The organism is Janthinobacterium sp. SUN206, from assembly GCF_030587305.1.
GTDB classification, from domain to species: Bacteria; Pseudomonadota; Gammaproteobacteria; order Burkholderiales; family Burkholderiaceae_D; genus Janthinobacterium; species Janthinobacterium kumbetense.
The window spans coordinates 2,747,231-2,772,316 of the sequence record NZ_JAPWIB010000001.1 but is presented as its reverse complement, the minus strand read 5'-3'; the positions used below and the strand labels follow the sequence as shown (position 1 = coordinate 2,772,316).

The 25,086-nt window shown below is 56.4% G+C and carries 26 protein-coding genes; 6 read left to right on the top strand and 20 right to left on the bottom strand.

Features of this window, described 5'->3' with window-relative positions:
* Positions 1-42: 42 nt before the first annotated feature.
* Positions 43-378, top strand: coding sequence for an FKBP-type peptidyl-prolyl cis-trans isomerase (locus O3300_RS12450; RefSeq protein ID WP_305053074.1), 336 nt, complete (start codon positions 43-45; stop codon positions 376-378).
* Positions 379-394: 16 nt separating this feature from the next.
* Here O3300_RS12450 and O3300_RS12445 read toward each other — a convergent pair whose 3' ends face one another.
* Together O3300_RS12445 and O3300_RS12440 are read right to left on the bottom strand one after the other, a co-directional pair.
* On the bottom strand, positions 395-871 hold the full coding sequence (locus O3300_RS12445; protein WP_305053073.1) for a DUF2726 domain-containing protein: 477 nt from the start codon (positions 869-871) through the stop codon (positions 395-397).
* Positions 872-968: 97 nt separating this feature from the next.
* Positions 969-1,682, bottom strand: coding sequence for a YjjG family noncanonical pyrimidine nucleotidase (locus O3300_RS12440; protein WP_289903671.1), 714 nt, complete (start codon positions 1,680-1,682; stop codon positions 969-971).
* A gap of 131 nt (positions 1,683-1,813) precedes the next feature.
* Between O3300_RS12440 and O3300_RS12435 the strand changes: the two genes are divergently transcribed.
* Entirely contained in the window at positions 1,814-2,539 is a 726-nt protein-coding gene (locus O3300_RS12435; RefSeq protein ID WP_305053072.1) for a pyridoxine 5'-phosphate synthase, read from the top strand.
* Positions 2,527-3,057: a DUF2947 family protein gene (locus O3300_RS12430; RefSeq protein WP_305053071.1), complete on the top strand. Its 531-nt coding sequence runs from the start codon at positions 2,527-2,529 to the stop codon at positions 3,055-3,057. The genes O3300_RS12435 and O3300_RS12430 overlap by 13 nt, the downstream gene beginning before the upstream one ends.
* A 67-nt stretch (positions 3,058-3,124) precedes the next feature.
* Here the strand turns inward: O3300_RS12430 and O3300_RS12425 are convergent, their stop codons facing one another.
* From O3300_RS12425 to O3300_RS12415, 3 genes are read right to left on the bottom strand one after another with little or no spacing between them, the layout of a single operon-like run.
* A complete protein-coding gene (locus O3300_RS12425; protein WP_305053070.1) occupies positions 3,125-3,517 on the bottom strand; it encodes an STY0301 family protein in 393 nt (130 codons plus the stop codon).
* A complete protein-coding gene (locus O3300_RS12420; RefSeq protein ID WP_305053069.1) occupies positions 3,514-3,975 on the bottom strand; it encodes a BPSL0067 family protein in 462 nt (153 codons plus the stop codon). The genes O3300_RS12425 and O3300_RS12420 overlap by 4 nt, the downstream gene beginning before the upstream one ends.
* Before the next feature lie 32 nt (positions 3,976-4,007).
* Entirely contained in the window at positions 4,008-4,502 is a 495-nt protein-coding gene (locus tag O3300_RS12415) for a DUF4265 domain-containing protein (protein WP_099666653.1), read from the bottom strand.
* A 120-nt stretch (positions 4,503-4,622) separates the two neighbouring features.
* On the opposite strand from O3300_RS12415, the gene O3300_RS12410 reads away from it, so the two are divergent.
* Positions 4,623-5,039: a GFA family protein gene (locus O3300_RS12410; RefSeq protein ID WP_305053068.1), complete on the top strand. Its 417-nt coding sequence runs from the start codon at positions 4,623-4,625 to the stop codon at positions 5,037-5,039.
* Positions 5,040-5,050: 11 nt separating this feature from the next.
* Here O3300_RS12410 and O3300_RS12405 read toward each other — a convergent pair whose 3' ends face one another.
* Positions 5,051-5,656 (bottom strand): glutathione S-transferase, encoded by a 606-nt coding sequence (locus tag O3300_RS12405; protein ID WP_305053067.1) that lies wholly within the window; start codon positions 5,654-5,656, stop codon positions 5,051-5,053.
* Positions 5,657-5,724: 68 nt separating this feature from the next.
* On the bottom strand, positions 5,725-6,444 hold the full coding sequence (locus O3300_RS12400) for a Crp/Fnr family transcriptional regulator (RefSeq protein ID WP_035828139.1): 720 nt from the start codon (positions 6,442-6,444) through the stop codon (positions 5,725-5,727).
* Positions 6,445-6,994: 550 nt separating this feature from the next.
* On the opposite strand from O3300_RS12400, the gene O3300_RS12395 reads away from it, so the two are divergent.
* Complete coding sequence (locus O3300_RS12395) at positions 6,995-8,680, top strand: methyl-accepting chemotaxis protein (RefSeq protein ID WP_305053066.1); 1,686 nt, start codon at positions 6,995-6,997, stop codon at positions 8,678-8,680.
* A 12-nt stretch (positions 8,681-8,692) separates the two neighbouring features.
* Here O3300_RS12395 and O3300_RS12390 read toward each other — a convergent pair whose 3' ends face one another.
* Positions 8,693-8,911 carry an oxidoreductase-like domain-containing protein gene (locus O3300_RS12390; RefSeq protein ID WP_099666657.1) on the bottom strand — a complete coding sequence of 73 codons (219 nt, stop codon included), beginning with the start codon at positions 8,909-8,911 and terminating at the stop codon, positions 8,693-8,695.
* 375 nt (positions 8,912-9,286) lie between these two features.
* On the opposite strand from O3300_RS12390, the gene O3300_RS12385 reads away from it, so the two are divergent.
* Positions 9,287-10,837, top strand: coding sequence for a DEAD/DEAH box helicase (locus O3300_RS12385; protein ID WP_305053065.1), 1,551 nt, complete (start codon positions 9,287-9,289; stop codon positions 10,835-10,837).
* A 212-nt stretch (positions 10,838-11,049) separates the two neighbouring features.
* On the opposite strand, the gene O3300_RS12380 is transcribed toward O3300_RS12385, so the two are convergent.
* The 12 genes from O3300_RS12380 to O3300_RS12325 form a co-directional block, all read right to left on the bottom strand.
* On the bottom strand, positions 11,050-12,288 hold the full coding sequence (locus O3300_RS12380) for a lipopolysaccharide biosynthesis protein (RefSeq protein WP_099666659.1): 1,239 nt from the start codon (positions 12,286-12,288) through the stop codon (positions 11,050-11,052).
* Between the two features lie 404 nt (positions 12,289-12,692).
* Positions 12,693-14,639, bottom strand: a complete 1,947-nt coding sequence (locus tag O3300_RS12375; protein WP_099666660.1) for a nucleoside-diphosphate sugar epimerase/dehydratase — start codon at positions 14,637-14,639, stop codon at positions 12,693-12,695.
* Positions 14,640-14,739: 100 nt separating this feature from the next.
* Positions 14,740-15,300, bottom strand: coding sequence for a sugar transferase (locus tag O3300_RS12370; RefSeq protein WP_305053064.1), 561 nt, complete (start codon positions 15,298-15,300; stop codon positions 14,740-14,742).
* A 10-nt stretch (positions 15,301-15,310) separates the two neighbouring features.
* The gene (locus tag O3300_RS12365; protein WP_305053063.1) at positions 15,311-16,288 is read right to left on the bottom strand and encodes an SDR family oxidoreductase; all 978 of its coding nucleotides are present in this window, start codon (positions 16,286-16,288) and stop codon (positions 15,311-15,313) included.
* Positions 16,272-17,345 (bottom strand): DUF1972 domain-containing protein, encoded by a 1,074-nt coding sequence (locus tag O3300_RS12360; RefSeq protein ID WP_099666663.1) that lies wholly within the window; start codon positions 17,343-17,345, stop codon positions 16,272-16,274. The genes O3300_RS12365 and O3300_RS12360 overlap by 17 nt, the downstream gene beginning before the upstream one ends.
* Before the next feature lies 1 nt (position 17,346).
* Positions 17,347-18,558: an O-antigen ligase gene (locus tag O3300_RS12355; protein ID WP_305053062.1), complete on the bottom strand. Its 1,212-nt coding sequence runs from the start codon at positions 18,556-18,558 to the stop codon at positions 17,347-17,349.
* Between the two features lie 62 nt (positions 18,559-18,620).
* Positions 18,621-19,760: a glycosyltransferase family 4 protein gene (locus tag O3300_RS12350; RefSeq protein WP_305053061.1), complete on the bottom strand. Its 1,140-nt coding sequence runs from the start codon at positions 19,758-19,760 to the stop codon at positions 18,621-18,623.
* Positions 19,757-20,449 carry an acyltransferase gene (locus tag O3300_RS12345; RefSeq protein ID WP_251351713.1) on the bottom strand — a complete coding sequence of 231 codons (693 nt, stop codon included), beginning with the start codon at positions 20,447-20,449 and terminating at the stop codon, positions 19,757-19,759. Before O3300_RS12345 ends, O3300_RS12350 begins: the two co-directional genes overlap by 4 nt.
* Positions 20,442-21,704: a glycosyltransferase family 4 protein gene (locus tag O3300_RS12340; RefSeq protein WP_305053060.1), complete on the bottom strand. Its 1,263-nt coding sequence runs from the start codon at positions 21,702-21,704 to the stop codon at positions 20,442-20,444. The genes O3300_RS12345 and O3300_RS12340 overlap by 8 nt, the downstream gene beginning before the upstream one ends.
* A gap of 45 nt (positions 21,705-21,749) precedes the next feature.
* Entirely contained in the window at positions 21,750-22,784 is a 1,035-nt protein-coding gene (locus O3300_RS12335) for a glycosyltransferase family 2 protein (protein ID WP_289898817.1), read from the bottom strand.
* A 3-nt stretch (positions 22,785-22,787) separates the two neighbouring features.
* Positions 22,788-24,164, bottom strand: coding sequence for an O-unit flippase-like protein (gene wzx, locus O3300_RS12330; RefSeq protein ID WP_305053059.1), 1,377 nt, complete (start codon positions 24,162-24,164; stop codon positions 22,788-22,790).
* Complete coding sequence (locus tag O3300_RS12325; protein ID WP_305053058.1) at positions 24,161-25,078, bottom strand: NAD(P)-dependent oxidoreductase; 918 nt, start codon at positions 25,076-25,078, stop codon at positions 24,161-24,163. The genes wzx and O3300_RS12325 overlap by 4 nt, the downstream gene beginning before the upstream one ends.
* Between the last annotated feature and the right edge of the window lie 8 nt (positions 25,079-25,086).

Below are 25,086 nucleotides of genomic sequence, written 5' to 3'. Positions count from 1 at the left end.
CGTACAATCGCGGCTTGGAGCTTTGATGAAGGATGAAACGAGATGACGACTGAAGTGAAGATGGACGATATCGTGGTCGGTGACGGCAAGGCGGCGGCGCGTGGTGCGCTGATTACGGCGCATTACCGGGGCTGGCTGGAAGATGGGACGGAGTTTGACTCGTCGCACAAGCGGGGTGAACCTTTTCGCTGCGTGTTGAGCAATAACAAGGTGATCCAGGGCTGGATTCTGGGTTTGCACGGCATGCAGGTGGGCGGCACGCGCAAGCTGTGGGTGCCGGCGGCGCTGGCGTATGGCGAGCGGCAGGTGGGCTTGATTCCGCCAAACTCCAATTTGGTCTTCGAGATTGAATTGCTGGAAGTGCTGACGCGCGATTGATGTTTGGATGGTGTCATCAGACCGATACGACGCCGGCTTTTTTCAGCAGCAGTTGCTCGACATCGGCGCGCAGCGCCTGCTGCGTGGGGAAGGTGGCATAGCGCAAGGTCACATAGCCGGCCAGCCTGAGCATGGCGTCGCGCTCCCTGTCCTGGCGTTCGCGGCCGTTGTGGCTGCTGTCATCAAGCTCGATCACGGCGATGACGTTCAGTTGCTGGCTGCACAGGACAAAATCGGCCACCTTGCGGTCGAAACGGTTTCTGTTCGCCCATCCCTTCGCCGTCACCAGCGCGGAAAACGCCACTTGCGCCAGCACCGTGCATTCAGGCAAGGCCGTTTGCAGCAGGTGGTACATCTGCTGCTCGCGCGCCGTCATGACGGGTTTTTTGTGCAGCCGCAGCGGCGCACGGGACTTCGCGTTTCCGCGCACGGCCAGCATGGCAAAGAGCAGGAGCAAGGCCGCGATGGCGAGCAGGACGGTATAGGAAGGCATGGGCTGGCATCAGGATGGACGAGTCATGATGGTACGCGAACAGCGGCGTGTTTTCGTGCCGCTGCCGGCGTATTTCAGGTGCAGCCTTTGTTGAAGATCAAGCCTGTTTCAAGTTGATCTGCATCACGTCCAGCGCTGGCACGATGTCTTGCAGGCTGGCCACTTCATAGGTAGGGATGGCGGCCGAGGTATTGGCCATGCTGTCCGGGTTGAACCAGCAACTGTCGATGCCGTAACGGTTGGCGCCCAGGATGTCGGCGTCCAGCCGGTCGCCGATGATGATGGTCGTGTCCTTGCTGCATGCGCGCGCCATGTTGGCCGCGTATTCGAAGAAACGCACATCCGGCTTGGCGTGGCCGCACGCTTCGGAGGTGGCGACGAAGGAAATGTAGTCGCCCAGGCCGGAGGCGGCGATGCGGCGGTTCTGGATGGACTCGACGCCGTTGGTGATGATGCCCACTTCGCCGATGCGCGACAAGGTTTCGCACACTTGTTTGGCGCCATCGATGAGCACGACCGTGTCCGGCAGGGAATCCAGATACAGCCGGCTGGCCAGTTCCGGGTCGATGGCGATGTCGTTCAGTGCAAACGTCTTGCGGAAGCGCTCCACCTTCAGGAAATCCTTGCTCACGTCACCCGTTTCGAAACGTTTCCACAGGTCGACGTTGATCGCCTGGTATTGGGAAAACAAGCCGTCGATGCCGTCGCGCAAGCCCAGTTCGTGCATGGTGTGCAGGAACGAGCGTTTTTCGGACGCACGGAAATCGAGCAGGGTATCGTCCAGGTCAAACAGGAATAATTTGTATTTCATGGCGTATTGTTGAAAGCGTGGAAATCTATCTTGCATCGTAGCACGTAGCGCTGAGTTCGGTTGGACGTGCCCTGCGCGGGCGATCCGCTACAATCGCTGCCACACCTGTTACCTTCATTCCATTTCCGCACATGACCCAGCTCTCCGTTAACGTCAATAAAATCGCCTTGCTGCGCAATTCGCGCGGCCGCAACTTCCCGGATCTGCTCGCATTTTCCGCGCGCTTTCTCGACCTGGGCGCCGCCGGCATCACCTTGCATCCGCGCCCTGACCAGCGCCATGCGCGCTACGACGATGTTGCCCCGTTGCAGCGCCTGTGCGCGGAACGGGGGCGCGAGCTGAATGTGGAGGGGTATCCGACGGCGGAATTTCTGGAAATAGTGAAAAGTGCGCGCCCGGCCCAATGCACCCTGGTGCCGGACATGCCGGGGCAATTGACGTCCGATCACGGCTGGGACATCGAGCAGCACGCAGCGCTGTTGCGTCCCGTCATTGCGGAATTGAATGACCTGGGCATCCGCGTCAGTCTGTTTGTCGACGCCGACTACCCGGCGCTGGAATGGGCGCGCGAAGTGGGCGCGGCGCGGGTCGAGCTGTACACGGAGCGGTTTGCCAAAAGCCATGGCAGCGGGCACGGCGATGCCGTATTCGATACCTATCTGCAGGCGGCGCGGCGGGCGCAGGCGCTGGGACTGGGCGTGAATGCCGGGCATGACCTGGATCTGCACAACCTGGCGCGCTTCCTGGACATTCCCGGCATCCTGGAAGTGTCGATCGGCCATGCGCTGGTGGTCGAGTGCATCGAGCAGGGCATGGACAAGGTGCTGGGCCGCTACCTTGAGATATGTCAATCGTAGGGGACTTGGGCGACGATGCTGGCCGGCCGCTGCAACCTGAAGCGGACTGGCCGTTTTTCGATGCCGATTTCTCCATCCCCGCACAGATGCGGGCGCAAGTGCAAGCGCTGACGCCCCACGCCGCGGCGCAGTTGTGGACGCGCCATGTGTCGGCCCAGCCCGATGAAACGCACCCGATGCAGTTGCGCGATGGACACCGCCTGCAGCCAACGGTATCGGGGCCGGACTGGCTGGCCGAGTTTGACGCCGTTTCCAGCGAGCGCCCGGCGCAATCGGGACGCGTGGCCGCGTTTCTCGCTTCCCACTTTCACGCTGCCGTGGCGGCACCCGTCCTGTTCATGGCCAGCCGGGCGCGCGCCTATGCGCTGACACCCGCCGCGCTTGCCGCATGCTGGCCTTGCTTGCTGGCCATTGCCGATGAAAGCCCCTTGCTGTACCAGCCAGTGACAGGCAAGTTCGTCTGGTGCCGGCCGCATGGGGCGCTGGCGGGTGGCGAGGACGGGCCGCAGTCCATTTAACGGGAACGATAGATTCATGCGTCCATTCGGTAGCGGTATCCACTGCGCTGAATGCCAGGTGCGTTGTCTAATTGCACTGAAACCTGACCATTTTCGTTCGCTGTGCAATGGCTACGACGCACTGTTTGACGCCTGGCAATGCCATGCGCAGGTAGCGTTCGGTACCCGCATACAGGCAGTCCACCTGAAACAGATACTCGGGCGCATCAAAATTGATGTCCCAGCGTTGATGCAAGGTGCCGTTGCGTGTCCATTCCTTGTCCGGGGCCAGGATAGGCAAGGCGTCGCCCGCTGCTGGCGGCTGATCCGCCGGATAGGACAGCACGCGTACGCCATCGAGCTTGCTGGCCGACAGGTTCCAGCTTGAGGGAGGTGCTTGCGGGCAAGAAAGGGGGACTGCGGCAGCTGGCCGCATCGCCGCGGCAGCGATGGTCAATGCCAACAGTGCGAGCGGCTTCATTCCACAACCGAATAGAGTTCGGGACGATTCGATGCCCCGGCCGCCGAACGCCCAAAGTAGATCACGCGGGCGCTGGGCTTGTGGTGACGCCACTGGTCGAAAATTTCTATGCCGCCAGGCACCTGGCGGATGAACAGCGCCGCATGATTGCCCTGCTGCAGATTCTGATAGCGGCCATTGACGAAGGTGGCAATCAGCGTGCCTTTCGCGATGCCGCCGTGTTCCAGCAGGTCCGGCACTTTGTCGCCTTCGCGCCAAAGCGAAGAGGCACGGGCGCCGGTGAGGCGCCTTGCCAGCGTGACACACTCGCCATTTCCCACGATTTCTTTTTGCTTCGCATAGTCGGCGCGCGCAATGTAGGGCATATCGTTGCTCTCTGTGGTTGACGATAGAGAGAGCGTATGCAATGCGCGGGCAAGCAGCTTGATGTGTGCCAGTGCAATACAGAACATTGACATGTGTCATGGCTCCGCCTGGCGCACGGGCATGCTTACATATCCACCCACCAGTTGAGCAAGGTTTCATCATCGTCGTCATCGAGGTTGACGTAGATATTAGCAAAGTACCATTCCACGCCCGTCGCTTCGCGGAAGGCGTCAAAGGGACCGTTGACGTTGTAGATGCCGTGGTGTCCCGGCACGCTGAAGGTGAGGTTGCCCTTGTACTGGCCATCCAGGGTGCCGCCCAGCTGGCTTTGCACGTCGCGCTCGAGCTGGTCCACTGCCTCTTGCGACACGTCGTCGGCGTCGTAGATATGGATGCAGAAGTTGCCGCCGCGCTTCAGTACTTCGGCGGGGGCGAGCGGGTCGGCGATGTTGACGATGTCGCCGCGCGCCAGGTTCAGGGTCAGGCCGGGCGAGGCCAGCAGTTCGTAGACGTGCTCGTCGATCTGGCGTGCCGGCAGGGTTTCATACACGGGACCGCTGGTGTTTTCGCCTGCCAGTACGCGGATGTGCGGCAAGCCTTCGCAATTGATGTCTTCCATTTATTCTTTCATAGTGCCGGCGGCACGCACTTTGGGCTGCGCCAGGGTGGGTTTATGGCAATATTGTACCGGGTACGTATCTGCAGGCAGGGCACGCAATGGTGCAAACGAGGAGAAACGATGGAGAATGTGGTGCAAACAGGCGGCTGTCTGTGTGGCGCGGTGCGCTTTGAAGCGACAGGCGAGGGCAGCAATCCGCACAGCTGTTCCTGCCGCAATTGCCAGCAGCATACGGGCGCGCCGACGGTGGCGTGGGTGGAGTTTGCGCGCGATCAAGTGCACTGGACGGGTACGGCCGGTGCACCGGCAACATACCGTTCTTCCGAGTATTCCAGCCGGGCCTTTTGCGCCGCGTGCGGCAGTTCCGTCGGCGCCATCGATGATGCGCCGACGGTGGCCTTGCTGGTGGGCAGTTTTGATGATCCTGCCCGGGCAGCCTTTGCGCCCGACTATCACGCGTTTGACGATGTCAGGCCGCTCTGGTGGCACTTCGATCCGGCCGCCGCTGTACCCGGGCCGGGCGGCGCAGGCAAATAGCCCCCGGCGCGTCAGACTGGCGGCGTGGCCAGGAAGGCGGGCAGGTTTTCCGCCGAGCGCGTGTAGGCGTGGATGACCGGGTAATCGCTGGGTTTGACGATATCGGGCGTTTCCAGCTGGGCGAAGCTCCAGCCGACGGCGATGGTCACGCCCGCCTGGTCGATACTGCCCGTCTCGCCAGGCAGGGGCAGGTGCGCGCATTCCTGTTCCAGCGCGTTCCAGGCGGCATGCAGTTGCATGCTGACCCGTTCCAGCCACGGCGCGTATTGCTTGTCGAGCGGACGCAGCTTGCGTTCGTAGACGATCTGCACGGCTTTTTCATAGGCGGCCAGGGCCAGGCCCGTCAGGCGCAGCGCGCGCACGCTGTCGGCGAGGGCGGGGACGGCGGTGTCCGGACGCAGCAGCGACAGATATTGCAGGATCAAGGTGGAATCCATCAGCACTTGCCCGTCGTCCAGGACCAGGGTTGGCACCTTGATGACGGGGTTGATCTCGCGCACGGCATCCATGTTGCGGAACACGGATAGCGGCAAGTGCTCGTAGGAAATTCCCTGCAGTTGCAAACAGATGGCGACCCTGCGCACATAGGGCGAGTCGAGCATGCCGATCAGTTTCATGGCCAGTCTCCGGAGTAGTCAGGAGTATCTACGATACCCGCTTGCCTGCCCGCTGGCCAGCGTCGTGCTTAATTGTGTGCGCTGATGCCGCTGCGGAATTGTTCGAAACCGGCGCGGGCTGCCTTGTAGCAATTGCCGGCGGCCGCTTCCAGGCCTTCGCGGTCGAGCACTTCGACCGTACCGCGGCGGTACTGGATCAAGCCTTCGTCCTGCAGCTTGCGGGCCGTGACGGTGACGCTTTCGCGGCGCACGCCCAGCATGTTGGCCATGGTGTCTTGCGTCACCTTCAGCTCGTTCGACAGCGAACGGTCGAGGCGGTCGAGCAGCCAGCGGCACAGCTTTTGCTCGATGCTGCAATGACGGCCGCCCACCACGTTCTGTGCCATTTGCGCAAACATGGCGCTGGTATAGCGCATCAGCAATTGCGCCAGCGCGCCGCCTTCATTGAACACTTCCCGCAGGAAGGCTGTTTTCAGGCGGTAACCGTAGCCGGCCGTTTGCACGATGGCCGTGCAGGTGGCGCGCTCGGCTTCGTACAGCACCACACCGGCCACGCCTTCGCGGCCGATGACGGCGATCTCGGTGGTGGCGCCGTCTTCCATCACATACAGCAGGGAAACGATGGCGTTGGTGGGGAAGTACGTGTATTCAATCTTGCCGCCACAGTCGAACAGGTGCTTGCCGGCAGGCAGAGCGACCAGTTCCAGTTGGCAAAACAGGCGCTCCAGATCGGCGCGCGACAAGGCGCGCAGCAATTCGTTCTGTTGCGCTCCCGTGATGCTGATCATGGGCGTGGCGGGAGCGGCTTGCCAGTTGTGCTGGACGGCGGCGTGGCTATTCGTTGCTGGTGTCAGGTTGCTATAAGCTTTGTACATGGTAGGGCCTCGTCTTCTGATTTTGTTGGATGGCGCTGCTTTTCTGGCTTGCTAGCGTTGTGCTGAATCTTGTATCCACTATAGAACCGGGGGCTGCGGACGGGCATCGGATGAGCCGACGCGCTTATGTAGGCTAGGAACATTGCCTCGTGTCATCCGACTCCTACGCCTGTTCCTGCATTTTTCCCTGTGGAAACAGCCGTGCCTGGACAAAAATATGCCGCGTTATCCGCGAACTTTGGCCGCATGCCGCGATCAAACCACTCTGCGTCTGGTGCGACGGTGATAAAATGTTGCACTGCGGAAATTTGGTTTGTGCCGGTATGAGTTGCTGCACTTGCTCTCCAGCACCGCTCCCTTTCCCGCAGCCTGCCCTCACTGCGCGCGCCGTGCTTTTGCCAGCGTGCGGCTGTCTTGTCCCGCGGTCTTGTCCCGTTTACCCGTTTATGAAGGAAAGCAACGCATGAAATGGTTTTTTGATTTGAAAATTGCCACCAAGCTGATCTTGTCGTTTGGCGCCGTGCTGTTGTTGACGGCCGCGCTGGGCGTGTCGGCGATCTTTTCCATGGCGCGCATCAATACCGCGTCGACGGATCTGTCTGATAATTGGATGCCCAGCGTGCTGGCGGCCATGTCCATGCGCAGCGACGTCAGCGATTTCCGCCGCTGGGAACTGGCGCACATGCTGGCCGCACAGGATGCCGACATGGCGCAGAATGAAACGCGCATGACGGAAACGCAGGCCAAGCTGAAGGTGGACGGCGACAAGTACCGCAGCCTGATTTCGGAACCGGGCGAGAAGGAAGTGTTCGAGCGCTTCCTGGCGCTCAACGATGAATTCATGCGCCTGCACGCAACCATGCTGAGCCTGTCGCGCGAGATGAAAAAGGAAGAGGCGCGCGCGCTGGCCGTGGGGCCGTCGGCCCAAGTCATGACGGACATGATGACGGTCCTCGATAAACTGGTGTCGATCAATACGGATGGCGGCGTGCGCTCGAGCGCCAGCGCCGACGCAACCTATGCGGCCTCGCGCGCCAGCCTGATCGGCTTGCTGGTAGGCATCGTCGTCATCGGCATGCTGCTGGCGCTGTGGGTGGCGCGCAGCGTGGCGCGTCCGCTGATCGCGGCCGTCGGCGTGGCGCGCCAGGTGGCGGCCGGCGATTTGACGGCGCACATCGTTGTGCAATCGCAAGACGAAACGGGGCAATTGATGCAGGCCCTGAAAGACATGAATGCCAGCCTGCAGACGCTGGTGGGCCAGGTGCGCAGCGGCACCGATACCATCGCCACGGCGTCGAGCCAGATTGCCGCCGGCAACCAGGATTTGTCGTCGCGCACGGAAGAGCAGGCCAGTTCGCTGGAAGAAACAGCCTCGTCGATGGAAGAGCTGACGTCGACCGTGAAGCAGAATGCGGACAATGCGCGCCAGGCCAACACCATGGCGCTCACCTCGTCGAGCATCGCCATCGAGGGCGGCAAGGTGGTCGGCGAAGTGGTGGGCACGATGGCGTCGATCAATGCTTCATCGCGCAAGATCGTCGACATCATCGCCGTCATCGACGGCATTGCTTTCCAAACCAATATCCTGGCCCTGAACGCGGCCGTCGAGGCGGCGCGCGCGGGCGAACAGGGGCGCGGCTTTGCCGTCGTCGCCACGGAAGTGCGCAACCTGGCGCAACGCTCGGCCGCCGCGGCCAAGGATATCAAGGTCCTCATCGGCGATTCGGTCGAGAAAGTCGAGGCGGGATCGAAGCTGGTGGACCAGGCGGGCCGCACGATGGATGACATCGTTGCCAGCATCACCCGCGTGACGGACATCATGAGCGAGATCACGGCCGCCAGCAGCGAGCAGAGCGCCGGTATCGAGCAGGTGAACCAGGCCATTGCCCAGATGGACCAGGTGACGCAGCAAAATGCGGCCCTGGTGGAAGAGGCGGCGGCAGCGGCCGAATCCATGCAGGAGCAGGCCGCCAGCCTGAGCGCCGTGGTCAGCATCTTCAAGCTCGACGCGGCCAGCACCTTTGCAACCGGGCCGCGCGCGCCCGCCGCCGTCAAGGCGCCGGCAGCCGTGGAACCGGCAGCGGCGCCGCGTCAACTGGCCAGCACGGCGCGACGTGCCGCGCCGGTGGATGAGTGGGAAAGCTTTTAATTAAGTAATAAATTAAGCGCGCTTGCGCGCTTTCCTGACGCCCTGGGTGGCGGGTGCGGCCGCGGCTTGCTGACGCTGTTGCCACGCCCTCAGGGCCTCTTCGTAGGCGGCCAGGTCTTCCTGGTACATTTCCAGAATGCAAAAGGTGCAGCCGCTGTGGCAGCACTCGTCATTGCCCGGTTTGCTGGGCGCTTGCGGTGGCGGATCGTGGGGCAGAGGCGGGGTGGGCATGGTGAGGGCAGGGGGCGGCGGAAGAGGCATCGGAGCTGGCATCGAAGTTGCCATCATACGGCATCCCGGCGGGCCTTTGCTGGAACGCTTTTTGCTCAAAAATCACGGTTTCCGTGTACAGTTGCGGTGAATTAGGGTATCGTTTACAGCACTGATATTGTATCTTCTGCGCGCGATGTTCCGCCGGCGCGATCTCCGCCGCCATCGCAGCACATCTCTTCGACGCTCCCGCATACGCCCTACAGCATGTCCCGGAGCACGGAGGTGCCGCAAGAACAATGATCCATGGCTTGCAAGACGGAGCTGCCTGTGCCCCGAAATGTTGTTTATTGAGAAAGCATGGCTTCCGCAGTGCGGAGGCACACCAGAAAATTTATGTCTGAAACCGAATCGACTCCTACGCCCAGCCCGGCGATTGCCCCTGAAGCGGCGCCCGCCGCCGCTGCGCCTGCACCAGCACCTGCCGCATCCGCTGCTCCCAGCCTGACTTTTGCCGACTTTGGCCTCGCGCCTGAAATCCAGCGCGCACTGACCGACCAGGGTTACACCCATCCGACACCGATCCAGGAACAAGCGATCCCCGTGGTGCTGCAAGGCCGCGATGTGATGGGTGCCGCGCAGACGGGTACCGGCAAGACAGCGGGTTTCTCTTTGCCGATCATCCAGTTGCTGATGGCGCATGCCAGCAGCAGCATGTCGCCGGCGCGCCACCCGGTGCGCGCGCTGATCCTGACGCCGACGCGTGAACTGGCGGTGCAGGTGGCCGAAAACGTCAAGGCCTACGCCAAGCATACGCCGCTGCGTTCGACCGTCGTCTTCGGCGGCATGGACATGAAGCCGCAAACCGTCATCCTGCGCGGTGGCGTGGAAATCGTCATCGCCACGCCGGGCCGCTTGCTCGACCATATCGAGCAAAAGAACATCAGTCTGAGCCAGGTGCAGATGCTGGTCATGGATGAAGCCGACCGCATGCTGGACATGGGTTTCTTGCCGGACTTGCAACGCATCATCAACTTGCTGCCGAAGCAGCGCCAGAACCTGATGTTCTCGGCCACGTTCTCGCCAGAAATCAAGAAGCTGGCTGCCACGTTCCTCAACGATCCGCTGACGATCGAAGTGGCGCGCAGCAACCAGACGGCCGACAAGGTCACGCAGGTGGTGTACAAGGTGACGGAAGGCGATAAGCATGCCCTGGTCGCCCATCTGCTGCGCCAGCGTGACCTGAAGCAGGTCATCGTCTTCTCAAATACCAAGATCGGCGCCTCGCGCCTGGCCCGCGTGCTGGAACAGGAAGGCATGAGCGCCACGGCGATTCATGGCGACAAGAGCCAGCAGGAACGCATGGCGGCGCTGGAAGCGTTCAAGAAGGGCGAGATCGATGTGCTGGTGGCCACCGACGTGGCGGCGCGCGGCCTGGATATTTCCGACTTGCCTTGCGTCATCAACTTCGACTTGCCGTACAACGCGGAAGACTATGTGCACCGTATCGGCCGCACGGGCCGCGCCGGCGCCTCGGGCGACGCCATTTCGATCTACTCGGATAAGGACGAGCGCTTGCTGGCCGATATCGAGAAACTCATCAAGCAAAGCATCAAGCGCGGTGAATTGACGGGCTTCAATCCGGCTCCTGCCCGCAGCAGCGACAGCGAGCGCCGTCCGCCGCGCCGCAGCGAAGGCGGCGAGGCGCGTCCTGCGCGCGCACCCGAGAGCCGCCATGCCGGCGAGAGTCGCGATAGCCGCTCCGCCGAGCGCGGTGCGCGTCCCGCCTTTGGCCCCGGCGCCCGCCGCGAAAAGGCCGATCCCTGGTTCCTGAAGCCATATGAGCCCGCCAAGGCAGCAGCCCCGGCTGCCGCCAGCATGGCGCCTGCCGCGGCTAAGCCTAAGCAGAAGGTGGCCGCGTTGCTGGGTGGCTTGTTGAAGAGCTGACTGTCGCGACTGGCTGCTACCCATGGTCGTTCGGGTAGCAACAGTGCCTGAATTGATGAATGAAACCCAAAAAGTTCAATGCGCACTTTTTGGGTTTTTTTATGATGAAGAGGCGGAGACGCTACCGCCGGCCTTGAGATGGTCGTGGCCGCCGGATATTGACGGCTGTCGAACCAGTTGGTGGCGCCGGCGTGCGCGTTGTACTATCGCAATCAGCCTTGCAGCTGTTGACGGTTATTCTGCCACCAACGACGCCCCAGCACGAACAAGATGGAGATGCTCAAGCCTGCCAGCAGGCTGCCTAGCAGGGCAACTGAGGTACGGGTTGTCCGATTCTTGGGCAAGCTGGGGCCAGCAATAAAGCGTGTTTTTTCCAGATAGAGACTAATGGCGGAACTATTATCGACACTGATCTTGTTATAGACTTCCTTGATCGTTTCGTCTTCCATATCCTTGCCGCTAAAGACGGTTTTCTTGATTGGTTCCAGTCCGCGCAGAATAGCTTCGCCAGATTTTGTGCTCTCGGCCAATGCTTTCGCGCGATCATAATACTCTGCGAGTATCATATACTGCTTTTGTTCCCGCTTTGCCTTGTAGATGGCTTCATTCGCTTCAGTAATCTCGACTTCGCTGGTCATCAGCTGGCTGAGCGGCGACAGGTAGCGCGCCGTATCTTCGGTGATTGATACAAGCTGGCGGGAAGCCTGGCTGGCAGCGTCCGGATAGCGCGTCACGATTTGCTTGAGCCTGACGCCTTTGCGCTGATACGAGTCGATTTTTTCCTTGTTTTCAATGATTTTATTATCCAGCTTGGTAATGGCAGCGGAAATTTCGGAATTTTTAAAGCGCAAAATATCCGTATAAATCATGTAGACAATGGTGTCGACTGTATATCGGCCAAGCAAGCTCACTGCTTGTTGCGCGCTTTCCGGTGTCTTGGCCGCGTAGTTGATGGAAACGGCGATGACATTGTTGTCAGCATCCTTGGTGCTGCTCATCAATTCTTTGGCATCAAGCTTGGTGAACGGAAAGATCGGTTCGATCACCTTGGCAATCCCCCCGCGCGCGGCAAATGTCTGGCTCAACGCGATGACAGTAGGGTCATTCTCTATATTGTTTTGCCTGACAAATTCATTAAAGCGTTCGCTGGTGTTTAATGGCGATGAAAAGCGCTTGTAGTCAGCCAAAGCGATACCGGGCGCCTGTTCTTTGACTTCCTTTCCATCTTTCTCTATTTTTTTCTCGGGAATGGCGCCGCCGAACTGTAAAAAACCTTCACTTTGGTATTTTCCAAGGAATAAGGCACTGGACGTGCCGAGTATCGCCACCAAGGCGGTTCCCGTCAGAATAACGCCACGCGACTGCCATAAGATAGTGAGGAAATTTGTCAAATTGAAGTCATCATCTTCAACGTAAACTTCCGATTCATTCAATTCGTCATGCTTTTCCATAAGTTCTCTTTTTTAATTTTCCAGCTCGCCATTTTCAAGATAAAAGTGGCGAGGATGTTTCAAAGGGCTAGTCTGCCATGTCGCTCAGTCCTGCCTGAGGATGCCGGGCGAATATGATTTCGCGGTATGCATTACCTGAGGGGCATGAGTTCTCTACGGTTATTCTTGAGGAACAATTTGATTGCTATTGAGTGAAAAAAATGTGCCAAGGACAATAATCGATGTTGGTTCTTATATTGCGAGCTTCATTTTTCGGAGAGCAGATTTTTTCACAAAATATTATAGGGGAATAATGGGAGACGTGAAAATAGGCATTTGTTACAATTTGTTAGCTTTCTTGTCTCGTTACCCATATATTCCCCGCCCCATTGTTATTTGAGGCAGGCTTCAGTCAGTCGCCCGGATCATGTCAAAAAATTACTATCCTTGAGCGGTGGCGACTTATCTTCTGCGGTAGCCTGTCGACGCCGCTGCTCCGACCAGATCAGGTCTTCGATACCACATTGCGGTACATATTCGTGAACTGCCCGCAACAGCAGATTGCGTAGCGCCTCGAAATTGAAGTCATTGCATGCAAGATCCATTTCCTCCAAGATCTTTTTCAAATCTTGCCAAGGCACTTCCGATTCCTCTGCCCGCATGATGAGGGGATGTTCGGTGCCTTCCACATTGCCCCCAATCAATAGCTCTTCATAGAGCTTTTCTCCGGGGCGCAGACCTACATGCTGTATTTCAATTCCGTCCGGTGCCGACTTGCTCTTCACTTCCAGGCCACTCAAATGGATCATGCGTTCAGCCAGATCCATGATCTTCACGGGCTCGCCCATGTCAAGAACGAACACATCGCCGCCCGTGCCCATGGCGCCGGCTTGCAGCACAAGTTGGGCGGCCTCGGGAATGGTCATGAAATAGCGTGTGATTTCCGGATGTGTCAGGGTGATGGGACCACCGGCCTCGATCTGTCGGCGGAACAGGGGAACGACCGAACCAGACGAGCCCAGGACATTGCCAAAACGAACCATGCAAAAGCGCGTGTGGCTCTGTTCGCGTGTAAATGCCTGCAAAATCAGTTCCGCGAGGCGCTTGGTCGTGCCCATCACATTGGTCGGCCGTACCGCCTTGTCCGTGGAAATCAGGACAAAATATTTGACATGGGCTGCCATTGCCGCCTTGGCAATGCTGAGCGTGCCGAAGACATTGTTGCGTACCCCCTCTACGGGGTTATGCTCCACCAACGGCACGTGTTTGTAGGCTGCCGCATGATACAGCGTCTCCACCGAGAAGGATTGCAAGATGCGCTGACATTTTTCGGTATCGAGCACGCTGCCGAGGAAGGGCAGGATGTCGACGCCCAGCTCATATCCTTCATTGATGCCTTTTAACTCCTGCTTGATGGAATACAGGGCAAATTCGGACATGTCCAGCAAGACGAGGCGGGCAGGTTTCAATCGGATGATCTGGCGACACAGTTCGGAACCGATCGAGCCGCCAGCGCCCGTGACCATGACGGATTTGCCGATAATGCAACTGGATATCAGCGACAGATCGGGCGATACCTGGTCACGGCCCAGCAAATCTTCAATTTCGATGTCGCGGACATCTTGCACGCGTAACTCGCCACTGACAAGGCTTTCCACCGGCGGGGTAACCTTGATCTTGACTTTCAGGTGTTCAAGGCTATTGAGGATTTTTTTCTGTTCGCCTTTGTTCAAGGCAGGCATGGCCAGCAGTATCTCGTTTACCCCATATTTCTCGATCACGTCGGCCAGCGCATTGGACGGATGGACTTTAATGCCAGAAATAGTTGCATCGCGCAATTCTTTCATATCGTCGATGAACGCCACTGGCATGTACTCGCGGCCTGCGCGCAAGGCGCTGGCCAGTTGCACGCCCGCTTTGCCCGCGCCATAGATGGCGACGCGCGTATAGCGACGTCCCATCTGGTGCAGTAGCACGCCCCGTGCGAGAAAGCGGCTGGCCACCACGTAGGTCAAGGCACTCACCCAATAAATGCCGAATACGCCGCGCGAGACTCCGGCCATATGCGTCAATAGCCCCGCCAGTGCCAGTAAAACAGCGACCGACAGCGTGACACCGAAGACGACCACATACACGATTTTCTGATCGATGAAGCGGATGACGGCGCGGTACAGGCCAATTTTGATAAAGATGGGGATGGCGACGATGGGGGCCGCAACGATGATCCAGAAATAGCTGAGGAACAAGTTCAGGTTAACGACATCGTAGCGCAAAATAATCGCCAGACAAAAGGTCAATGGCAAGAATATCAAATCAGCAGTAACAGCAATGAGCTGTTTCTTGAATCGTGATAAATCAATAATTAGTTTCATTTTGACGAATAATTACTTTAGACAGGATAAGGGCAGCGTTGGCTTTGCTGCAAACCGTTGGAATATCGCAAAAACAATACTGTTTCCAATGTAAAACTCATCAATGCGTGACGCCATCGCGGCGTACTACCTTGAGCGCCGTCAGGAGGATAATTTTCAAGTCGAAGAAGAACGATTGCTGCTGCATGTAGGCCAGATCGAGTTTGACCTTTTCCGGAATCGGCAATTCATCGCGGCCATTGATCTGCGCCCAGCCGGTCAGGCCTGGCAGTATGCGGTCGACGCCGTATTCTGTCCGCAGCGCGATCAAATCCTGCTGGTTGAACAGGGCGGGACGGGGCCCGACAAAGCTCATGTCGCCGCGCAGGATGCTCCACAATTGCGGTAACTCGTCAAGGCTGGACTTGCGCAGGAAGGAGCCTATCGGCGTGAGGAACTGCCCGGGATTCGTGAGCAAGTGCGTTGCCACGGCCGGTGTGTCTATACGCATCGTACGGAACTTTGGCATGCGGAAAATCTTGTTGCGTACCCCGACCCGGTCCGACCAGTAAATGGCAGGCCCTGGGGAGGTGAGCTTGACAAGTATGGCGACGATGAGAATCGGGATGGCAAAGGCCAGCAGCACTACGGAAGAAAGGGCGAAATCAAATAATCTTTTCATTGGAGTATTTTTATTGTTTTGAAGTAAAAGAAGTCACCGTCTTGTCGATGGCGTCCTGCATTGCATGGGGGGGCTGCCAGTTCAGCATGCGTTTGGTCTCGCTAATATCTACTTGCAATGAGTCAAGCAAGCGGCTCGCATCCATCGATTTTCCTGCCAGGCGCGCCAACGCCACAAGCAGGCTGGGAGGAACGGGTATCAGCCAAATATGTTTTTTCATGCCGCTTGCCAACATGCGCAGTAACTGTGCAATGCTGACATCGTGGTCATCTGACACAAGGAATATTTTCCCCGGTGCCTGTGCATGCCATGTACTGAGCGTAATCAAATCAACAAAATTATCCAGTGCAACCATACTGCGGACATTGTGTACGGCGCCGAGTGGCAATGGTACACCGCGCTGTACCAAACGCATCAATCGTTCAAAATTTGCGCGTACGCCAGGCCCGTAGATTAGCGGTGGACGCAGTATAACGATTTCCATGCCCGTTTCGCGACCAATGGCCAGCAGGGCCTGTTCGGCTTCGTGTTTGGACGTGCCGTAGGGATCTTGTGGATTCGCTGCATCACTGGCCTGGAACGGGCGACCAGGGAGCGTTTGCTCGCCATTCACCTTTAACGAACTGATGAAGATGAATCTGCGGACGCCGGCATCCGCTGCCTGGCGGGCCAGATTGACGCTGCCTTGCACGTTGATACGACGAAATTCGTCCGCAGGAGACGCTGCCGTGTCGCGCATGACGTGAACCCTGGCCGCAAGATGAACGACCACCTCCACACCATCGAGCGCCGCGCGCCAATCCTGTGTTTCAAGCGCATCGTCGCACTGGAAGAACGTCATGTTTGGCGCCGCGCATGGGATGTGGCTACGGGCTGCGCACACCACGCGCGTCCCGGCCTGGACGCCAAGATGCTGTGTCAGCGCCCGGCCGACAAAGCCCGAGGCGCCCGTCACGAGAAAACTGCGGGGGTTAAAAGATGTCTGCATAGCCGCTCGAAATTCTGTTCCATGTATACAATTGATCCGCCAATTGTTTCATCTGATGTCCCAAGAGCGTCAACTTGGCCTCGGTCAGGCTGTTCAGCAGTTCAGTTAATTCTGCAGACGTGTCAAAAAAATAAGCCTGCTGGTTGGTGGTTTCGCGGTTGAAGATGCAGCCATAGGCAAGCACCGGCAAGCCCAGGCTCATCGCTTCGACCAGCGAAGGATTGGTTCCGCCAGCGCTGTGGCCGTGGACATACACTTGGCAGGCAGCGCGTAGCTGATTCAGGATAGTGTGATCGTAGATGGGGTCGAGCAAATGCAAATGGGCAATTCCGGCATATTTTTGCCGTAATTGCTTGCCATATTCGCTATTGTCCCAGTTGCCCACGATGACAAGATCCATCGTGGGTGCGCTGGCGAATGCCTCGATGATCATGTCGATATTGTTTTCAGGCTCGATGCGGCATACTTTAAATGCGTACTTCACGCGATCGAGCTCATATTTTGCCAATATGGCATCATCCCGCTGTGGACGTACAGCATGGTCGCCACCATAGGCGATCAGTGCGCTATCGCGTCCATATTGCGTTTTGACATAGTCCTGGATCGCTTTGTTGTCCGTCACGACCTGGTCGGCATAGCGTACGGCGGCCGATTCCGATAGTTTCAGGAACCATTTGGCAAAGCCGCTCCATTTGGCCCGGCGCCACTCGAGGCCATCAATATTGATGACAAATTTTTTGCGCGATATGAGCTTCAGCACAGGCATGAAGACGCAGCCGGAAACGCCCAAGACCACGATCGTATCGGCATAACGGATGGCTTTCAACATCGACCACAGGTCATAGATGATGCTTTGCATGCCGTTGGCATCGAGGTTGATGTAGACCAGTTTGGCGCCATTATAGGTTGCCAGCTTCTCCGGGTATTTTTCCGCACAGCAATACACGGTGAAATCGAAGGAAGTGGACAAGTGCGCCGTCAGGTGGTCGACAAGTGTTTCCCATCCTCCATATTTGGCTGGTAATCCGACGGAACCTACGATAGCGATTTTTTTCATATTAATGTGAACCTGTTTTTTTTGTTGCAAGAAAACTTGAGAAATAACCTAACACGATGTAACAAAATACGGATTCATTGCTGAAGATGCCGCAGATGACCATGTTGGACAGCAACAGTCCCGCGATGCTGCCGAGTATCATCATCCTGCCATGGGGGGCTGTGCAGTGTTTGGCACGCCTGAACATTTTCAGCAAAAAAATGAAATAACACAGCAGGCCAGCCAGGCCGCTCTTGACGAGAATGTACAGATAGCCATTGTGCATCCATGGAATTTCCGAATATTCGGCACCGCCCAATGGAACTGGAAAATCGAGATGCACTAATGCGCCGAATCCGCCGCCAAAAATCTCGTTAAGGACGGGATAGTTCTTGAATTCGCGAAATGACGCAAAAATTTCGTAGGCGCGATAGCTGGTGCCGATGTCCTCCTGAGTCCATTCTTCATTAAAATGCAGTTCTGAGATTGCCTTGTGCAGTGTTTCACCGATCAAATCATACAGGCCAAAGGCGCCTGCAACGGCAGCGGCAAGAATGAAAAGGGCCAAGGTGCGCCACATTATTTTGGCGTCGATGATTTTTCTGCCGGAGAGAAGAAAAAAAGCCGCCAGGATGAGAACATAGGTGCGCGAAAACTGAGCGAGAAAAACGGCATGTACCGCAATAAACCAGGGGTTGTGCAATACTTGTTTCCAGGACTTTCGTTTTTCATACAGCATGACAATGCAGTAAACCAGCAGGAAGCTGCCGGGGCTGACAAAATCACGTATTTGCAGCACCCCGATAAAACCCATCTCAAACCAGAAGAAACACAGCAGCAGCAAAAATATGACGCAGTATATTTTCGAATAACCAAAAATCAGCTGGCGGATATTCCCACCTTGCTTGAAAAATCTTTTCCCTGCCATGAAATAAATGTACGGAATCAGAAAGAATAGAATATCCCGAACCGTATCGGCCAGCTGGTTTTTCCATGCAAAGAGCAGGCCAATGATGCATGGTAGTAACAAGTAGAGTTCCAGCTTCTCACCGCGATAGCGCCATACTTTTTTTACCGGTAGCGCGATATACAGCGCCGTCAAAAACAGGCTGCCCAGTTTGAGATAGTTGGAACTGAAAAAGAGAGCAAGTACAGATAGCAGGAGGCCCCAGAACAGTAATTGCGAGGGTGCACCGATCTGACGTGGCGTGTGGATTATTTTACCGATTAACAAACTATTTCCCGTGATATTGGATGGAGCACGTCTTTACAGTGAAGGCAAGTGTATTGGTCGCATCATCTCAGCATCCCCACGAGCCCCCTGAGCGCCTGGGAAAACTTCTCTTGTGAAAAGTTCTCGGCCCTGGCGCGTGCCGCTTTCGACATGGCATGGCACAGGGCGGTATCGTCTGCAAGGGCCAGCGTTCTTTGTTTTAACAGTGCAAAGTCACGTGAGTCGACCAGAAATCCTTCCTGCATGTCGTTGACCAGCTCTGCCGGCCCGCCCAATGGTGGTACAAGCACGGGTAGGCCAAAAGCCATGCCTTCCAGCACCGTGAGTCCGAAGGTTTCAATCCAGCTATCCACGCGCGAGAGGTTGAGCAGCATGCCAGCGCGCTGATAAAACATGGCGGGATTGTCGGTGCGAGGATATACGCGCAGATTGGGCGTTATCGGCATATGGGCAAAATATTGCGTGATGGCCGCCTGATCGTCGTTGACCACCAATTCAAATTGCACGTCTTTGCGGCCGGCCAGCGCGGCGGCCAGCGCCACCATTTCCGGCACACCCTTGTAATCGCGCAGCGATGCCAGCATCAGTATCGTAAAGATGCCATCGTGACGCGGTTGATAGCTGGCTTGCGCCGCGACAGCCGTGAAGTCCGCGTCGAGCGTATTGTAGATTTGCACGGCCGGCACGTCGGCGATAGGCAAGGCTTCCGCGTGCGACTTCGACACATAAATATTGTAGGCCGAACACATGCGCGCGATCGTGCAGAGCAACAGACGCAAGGGCTTGGGTTCTATGGATATTTCATGGACATGATAGATGACCTTGCGCCCGGTGAGCTTGCCATATAGCGCTCCACCGAAAGGCAGCAGGGTATTCACATAAATCACAGCATCCTTGGCGATGTTGCGTTGGCAGAGCAAGGAGAACAGCAGAAATATCTGGCTGAGTAGCAGATTGCAGAGAGTAATGATACGCAACCGCGAACGGTGGTACCAATATCGGCTGAGGGGAATGCCGCACGTTTCCAGGACGCCACGGCCCTGGGAGCCAACAAAGAGCATCGCGCGAGCGGGATCGTCAACCAATGCCCGGATGGTACCTCGCAGTACCCGCGGACTGCCGGATGCGTCATTGAGCAAATGGCAGAACACCAGGTCGATTTTTACGGACTCCGCTGAGGAGACGGGAGGTATGTGCGTCATGCGATAAGTGATTTTAATTTACGTGCCGGAATGCCGCCATATACGGCGTTGCCTTCATACTTCCCCGCAGTGACGACCGCACCGGCGGCAATCACGGTATTGTCGCCAATCTCGGCACCGTCCAGGATGGTGGCCTTGGCGCCGATCCAGCAGTTGCTCCCTACGCGTATGCCTTGCTGAGTGACGCCTTGCAGACGGATGGGGACGCCGCTGTCCTCAAAATTGTGATTTTCAGAATGCATGCTGACAAAATTACCCAGTATGGTGTCATCACCGATGCTGATGCCGCCCGCACAGCCCAGGAAGCTGAAGGAACCAATTCCGACATTATTTCCTGCAGAAAACCCCTTGCCCAGGGTTGCCAGCGATCCTGTGCATTCAATGGATGCACCACGTCCCAGGGAAAAATTATTCCCCAGATGAATTCCATCGCGCGACAGGGCATCCACATGGCATTCGGATGCAAATTTGATGAAGCGGCCGGTACGGATTTTCGAGGTACACAAAATCGCTGTCTTCCTGCCGACAAAAATGCGCGCGTTCAGGCGTCGAAACACGAGAATGCCGCGCAAGAGGTCAATGACCTTGCCAGCGAAAAAACGCAGCAGATAGGCCTTGGGAACGTCCGGATCGATGGCGAATTTCTCTTTTCTTGCGCGTGACGCCAGCGTTGAAAAAAAATCACTCATGCGTCACCTTTTCATAAATGTCGCGCACCTGACGTATTGTCACATCCCAGTGCAGTTCCGCCTGGCGCTGCAGGACATTGGTTTTCATGTGATCGAGCGCTGCATGATTGTTCAGACAAAATGCCATGTGGTCCGCCATCTGCTCAATGATGCCCTCTACAGTGTTGAGCGTTACCTTGAAGCCAGTTTCTGCTGTTATCAGGTCACGTGCGCCAAACTGGTCGAGCGCGATACTGGGCAAACTCATTTCAAACGCTTCCAGCAATACGGTGGGATTGCTGTCCATCATAGACGGCATGACGTGGACATCGGCTTCACGCATGATGTCGAGCACCTGCTCGCGCGGCACCTGTCCATGCCACATGATCCGCTCATCGAGTTTCAGCGCCGTGGATTGGGCCTGCAGCACTGCTTTGCACGGTCCGTCACCGATGACGTGCAAGCGCCAGTCCTGTCGTCCGGACAAGTGCGCCAGGGCGCTCAGCACGAGGTTCAGGGCCTTGAGTTCGTCGATGCGGCCCGCCCAGACAAATTGCACCTCTGCACCTGTCGGCTTGATCGTCTCCCGTAGATTCAAGAGCGAGTTTTCACGAATGATCTGGCAATCCACATGCAGAAAATGCTGGAGATTATCGCGATCAGCCGAGGTAGCCGAAAAAATTGCCTTTGCTGCCATTGCCGCATTTTTGACGCGTGCCGAGTATTGCAGGAAGTAGCTATTTGTCCAGTTTCTTAACTTGTGCCGAAGAAAGTTTCCTTTACCTAATATAGGGAAAAATATATCGTTCAAGTTCGAACTTCCACCGACCGGCCCCCAGACAAAGGGGAGATCGAGTTTCCACAGAAAACCCGGATGCCGAAATCCTATCGTGTTCAGTTGGTGCACGAGGCTGTAATTTTCATTTGCCTGCATTTTTCTTGCGGTGGCTAGTACCTGGCGTTGCCACAACATGTAAGAAAATGAAAAGAACAGGGGGGTGATCGAACGGTTCATCCAGTCGAACAAACGCACTAATCGGTTCGGCTCGACATACACATAGTTGACGCCATCGTCTGGATTGCTTTGGCGATATTGAAGCATCGCCTCATGATTTCCCATGCAGACACCGGACGTTCCGTACAGCACGGTAATGTCGTAAAACGCGCTCAGCTTGGAAACGAAATTCCATCCTACGCCAAATTCGGAGCCTGAATACGGTGAGATGGCGTACGCGGCAATGAGTATCTTCTTCTTCGGTGTATTTATTTTTGTCATAAAAATATTATTGAATCATGTTGTTGAATTCGAATTCAAATTCAATTATTTTTTCCGAGAAAAGAGAAAGCACAGGCGCAATACAAGTCTGCTTAGGTGGAAAAATGGCGTGGCTGGCAGTTTGCTCAAGCCATGTTCCCGGCGCAGACGGGGGAGATCAAGGTCTATATTCCAGAAGTTTTTATATTGTTTTATCGTGACCAATGCATAGAACTGAGCATACTGACGTAGCAGCGATGGTGGTACATCGACGTGTTTTTCCAGCGCCCTACGCAATTGTATGTTTTTTGCAATAAACCCTTCGCCGGTGGCGGGATTGGCGGTTTCGTTTTCGTGAATGCGATAATACGCCAGGGTCTTGTTCAGTCTGCTTGCACCGAAATTCAGGAAATACATCGTGAAAAATACATAGTCTGAACTGGGAAAGGCAGACGCCTTGTAGCCACCAATTTGCATGGCGTGACTACGTTTGAAAATCAGGCCAAGGGCGCTCGATGGCGCATCCATATAGACGTGGGAAATCGGGATGCGGCTCAACTGCGGCAAAAACCATGTATTCTTGATATTTTTCAGACCTTGTTTGATTCTGTTTTTGAGCTGCTGGTTAAGACTGCCACGGGCATCCATAAAAATGGAGCGGCAGTATAGCAGGCTGATCGAAGGATCTTTTTTCAGCACCGAGAACATTTCAGCGACAAAATCCGGATGCAGTAAATCATCGTCATTCAAAATGGAAATCCATTCACTGCGCGCCAGTTCAATACAGCGGTTCCAATTGCCGAACATGCCCAGATTTTCGCTGTTGCGGAACAGGCGCAGGCGATCATCTGCAAATTGACGAATCAGTTCGTCAACTTGTTCGCTCATCGAATGGTCGTTATCCACGACGACGATTTCGAAGTCAATATCGCTTGCCTGGGCCAGTACCGAGCGAATCGCCTGCGCCAGCATGTCCGGGCGGCGATAGGTCGGGATCATGATGGACAGTGTCGGCATGAGGCGCTTGCCTCCATCAATGATGAGTGACGAAGGACGATCTGCACAAATGGCAAACTGGTCTTCAATATCGAGAATGTTCAAACGTTACACTTTCATTTGATGGGGCGAGGAGGTGGCAGGCGACGCTTTATTGCGATACAGTTCGAGCCAGACCATGTATGGCCATTTCCAATTGTTATAGACGAGTTGTACCGTAAATTGACTTGCTATGAGCCACGTCAGGCCCATCCCTCCCAAACGCAGGCCTAGCCATGAGAGCGTGACAATAGCCAGCCCGGAAACGAGCGCAGGTTTGACAAATGGCACACGGTTACCTGTGACAATGACGCTGGCTGCCAGCGAGTGGTTCAATTCCAGCAGAACCATGATCCCGACCCAAATCAGCAGTGGCAATGCCAGCAGCCCGGTTTGACCGCCGATCCATTTGATCATGGTCGGGCCAAAACACACCAGGATGATCGCGCCACAGAGAAAGATCCCGAGTGCACAACCGATGCCGAGCTGTATGGTGTGACGCAGGCGCCCTGGTTCATTCGCGACACGGTATTGCGCAAGTTTGGGTTGCTGGATATTGAACAGAACCATCGACATGTTTTGCAAGACGGAATAGACCTGCAGCGTCAGTGCATAAGCGGCGGTGGTGGCCAGGCCCAGATAAGCGGACGACAGCAGCGTATTGGCCCTTAGTATCAGGAAGGCGCCGATGACCCCCAGGCCCATGCGCCATGCGTTATGCCAGAGAATACCGAAAATATCCCGCGTGGAGATGCTGGAATGCGGCGCCTGACGCAGGGCTGCCTGGAAAGACTGGTCGTGAAAATAATACCAGCTGAGCCAGCGTCCAATGAGTGCCGAAGCAAGGTATCCCAGCGCCACTGCCACTAAGGTCAGTCCGCATTGCAAGAGTATGGCTGTCACAATCACGAAACCGAGATTGGACAGGGCACTCGATTTATAGAAGGCGGCATACAGGCCGCGTCCTTGCAGTAATGGCGTATAGTATTTGTAATACAGATTGATAACCGTAGCGACAACAAACACACCCCAGGCAAGCAATACCGCTTGCGTGGCGATCTGCCCTTGCGATACATGCACGATGTACCAGCTACCCAGGGTGGCCAGCAACAGGAAGGCGCAGCCGGCCAATACCATGAAGATGCGCCGTGCCGCATGAATGATGGCATTGAACAGGCTATAGTCGACTGGGGATGGTGTGCTCAGCACTTCGAAACCATCCTTGAGCAGGCGTTTCGCGCCGCCCAGGACATAACTGACATTGCGCGCCAGCGTGGGCGTGAATCCGAGGTCGAGCATCGTCACCAGCGCCGATATCGTCATGAAGACGTACCAGATGCCCAGCTCGGCACTGCTCAGTTTTCTCAGCAATAGTGGCAGAACCAGCAAAGCTGCTCCATACTGCAAAAACTGAGACAGATAGCCCCAGAGCATGTCTTTTTTCATTTACCTGGTCCGGCAAGCAAGCCGTCGATGAGCGTGTCGGCTTCCATGCGCGCGATCCCCTGTTGCAACGTAATTTGCGGCTGCCAGCCTGGCAGGCGAGGTTGGCGCGTACTTGGTTGCATGGTTTCACGTGGACGGTAGGGAAGGCCGCCCCATTCGATCTGCAGGTCTTTGCCTACGACGGCGCCATAGACCCGCACCAGATCTTTCAAGGTCAGACGATCAGGGTTGCTGACGGCATAGCATTCCGCTGCGCCAATTGAGGGGAGGCGCTGCATGGCCAGGAGGTAGGCATCGAGTACGTCATCGATGTACACGAGGTCGAGCAGTTGCTCTCCCGGCGACATGCGCAGGTTGACGCCGCTGCGGGCTGTCTTGCGCAACAAGCTGAACAGTTTTGCGCGAGTATCGCCGGGGCCGTAAGTGTCGAACAGCTTCAGTGTGATGGCTTGAAAACCGTGCGCGGATACATAGTAGGCCAGCAAGTCCTCAAATGCTTGCTTGGTGGCCGCATACAGGTTAACGGGATTGTATACCGCGTCCTCGAAGTGCTGCCAGGACGTGCCGGTATTAATCAGGCGACGCAAGCCCAACTGTTGCATAGCCTCAAGCAACTGCGTCGGCATGCCGAGATTTGACTCGATCAGGCGGTTCACATCTTCCGGCTTGTGCTGTGCCAGGAACAAGGAGGCAACGTGGCACACGACGTCTGGCCGAGTTTGCTCCAATGCCGCATATAAGGTGGAATAGCTGCCATCATGGATATGCACGCTAATCTTTGGCAAGGCATCCTGCAATACGCTGAGATCGGAATGCTGGCGTACCAGGATGGCAACCTCGTGATTATCGGCGAGCAGACGTTTGACCAGCTGACTGCCTATAAAACCGGTAGCGCCAGTAAGAAATACTTTCACGGAATATA

Coding starts and splice junctions, on each gene's coding strand:
- O3300_RS12450 (WP_305053074.1), top strand. CDS start 43: ATGACGACTGAAGTGAAGATGGACGATATCGTGGTCGGTGACGGCAAG.
- O3300_RS12445 (WP_305053073.1), bottom strand. CDS start 871: ATGCCTTCCTATACCGTCCTGCTCGCCATCGCGGCCTTGCTCCTGCTC.
- O3300_RS12440 (WP_289903671.1), bottom strand. CDS start 1,682: ATGAAATACAAATTATTCCTGTTTGACCTGGACGATACCCTGCTCGAT.
- O3300_RS12435 (WP_305053072.1), top strand. CDS start 1,814: ATGACCCAGCTCTCCGTTAACGTCAATAAAATCGCCTTGCTGCGCAAT.
- O3300_RS12430 (WP_305053071.1), top strand. CDS start 2,527: ATGTCAATCGTAGGGGACTTGGGCGACGATGCTGGCCGGCCGCTGCAA.
- O3300_RS12425 (WP_305053070.1), bottom strand. CDS start 3,517: ATGAAGCCGCTCGCACTGTTGGCATTGACCATCGCTGCCGCGGCGATG.
- O3300_RS12420 (WP_305053069.1), bottom strand. CDS start 3,975: ATGTCAATGTTCTGTATTGCACTGGCACACATCAAGCTGCTTGCCCGC.
- O3300_RS12415 (WP_099666653.1), bottom strand. CDS start 4,502: ATGGAAGACATCAATTGCGAAGGCTTGCCGCACATCCGCGTACTGGCA.
- O3300_RS12410 (WP_305053068.1), top strand. CDS start 4,623: ATGGAGAATGTGGTGCAAACAGGCGGCTGTCTGTGTGGCGCGGTGCGC.
- O3300_RS12405 (WP_305053067.1), bottom strand. CDS start 5,656: ATGAAACTGATCGGCATGCTCGACTCGCCCTATGTGCGCAGGGTCGCC.
- O3300_RS12400 (WP_035828139.1), bottom strand. CDS start 6,444: ATGATCAGCATCACGGGAGCGCAACAGAACGAATTGCTGCGCGCCTTG.
- O3300_RS12395 (WP_305053066.1), top strand. CDS start 6,995: ATGAAATGGTTTTTTGATTTGAAAATTGCCACCAAGCTGATCTTGTCG.
- O3300_RS12390 (WP_099666657.1), bottom strand. CDS start 8,911: ATGCCCACCCCGCCTCTGCCCCACGATCCGCCACCGCAAGCGCCCAGC.
- O3300_RS12385 (WP_305053065.1), top strand. CDS start 9,287: ATGTCTGAAACCGAATCGACTCCTACGCCCAGCCCGGCGATTGCCCCT.
- O3300_RS12380 (WP_099666659.1), bottom strand. CDS start 12,288: ATGGAAAAGCATGACGAATTGAATGAATCGGAAGTTTACGTTGAAGAT.
- O3300_RS12375 (WP_099666660.1), bottom strand. CDS start 14,639: ATGAAACTAATTATTGATTTATCACGATTCAAGAAACAGCTCATTGCT.
- O3300_RS12370 (WP_305053064.1), bottom strand. CDS start 15,300: ATGAAAAGATTATTTGATTTCGCCCTTTCTTCCGTAGTGCTGCTGGCC.
- O3300_RS12365 (WP_305053063.1), bottom strand. CDS start 16,288: ATGCAGACATCTTTTAACCCCCGCAGTTTTCTCGTGACGGGCGCCTCG.
- O3300_RS12360 (WP_099666663.1), bottom strand. CDS start 17,345: ATGAAAAAAATCGCTATCGTAGGTTCCGTCGGATTACCAGCCAAATAT.
- O3300_RS12350 (WP_305053061.1), bottom strand. CDS start 19,760: ATGACGCACATACCTCCCGTCTCCTCAGCGGAGTCCGTAAAAATCGAC.
- O3300_RS12345 (WP_251351713.1), bottom strand. CDS start 20,449: ATGAGTGATTTTTTTTCAACGCTGGCGTCACGCGCAAGAAAAGAGAAA.
- O3300_RS12340 (WP_305053060.1), bottom strand. CDS start 21,704: ATGACAAAAATAAATACACCGAAGAAGAAGATACTCATTGCCGCGTAC.
- wzx (WP_305053059.1), bottom strand. CDS start 24,164: ATGAAAAAAGACATGCTCTGGGGCTATCTGTCTCAGTTTTTGCAGTAT.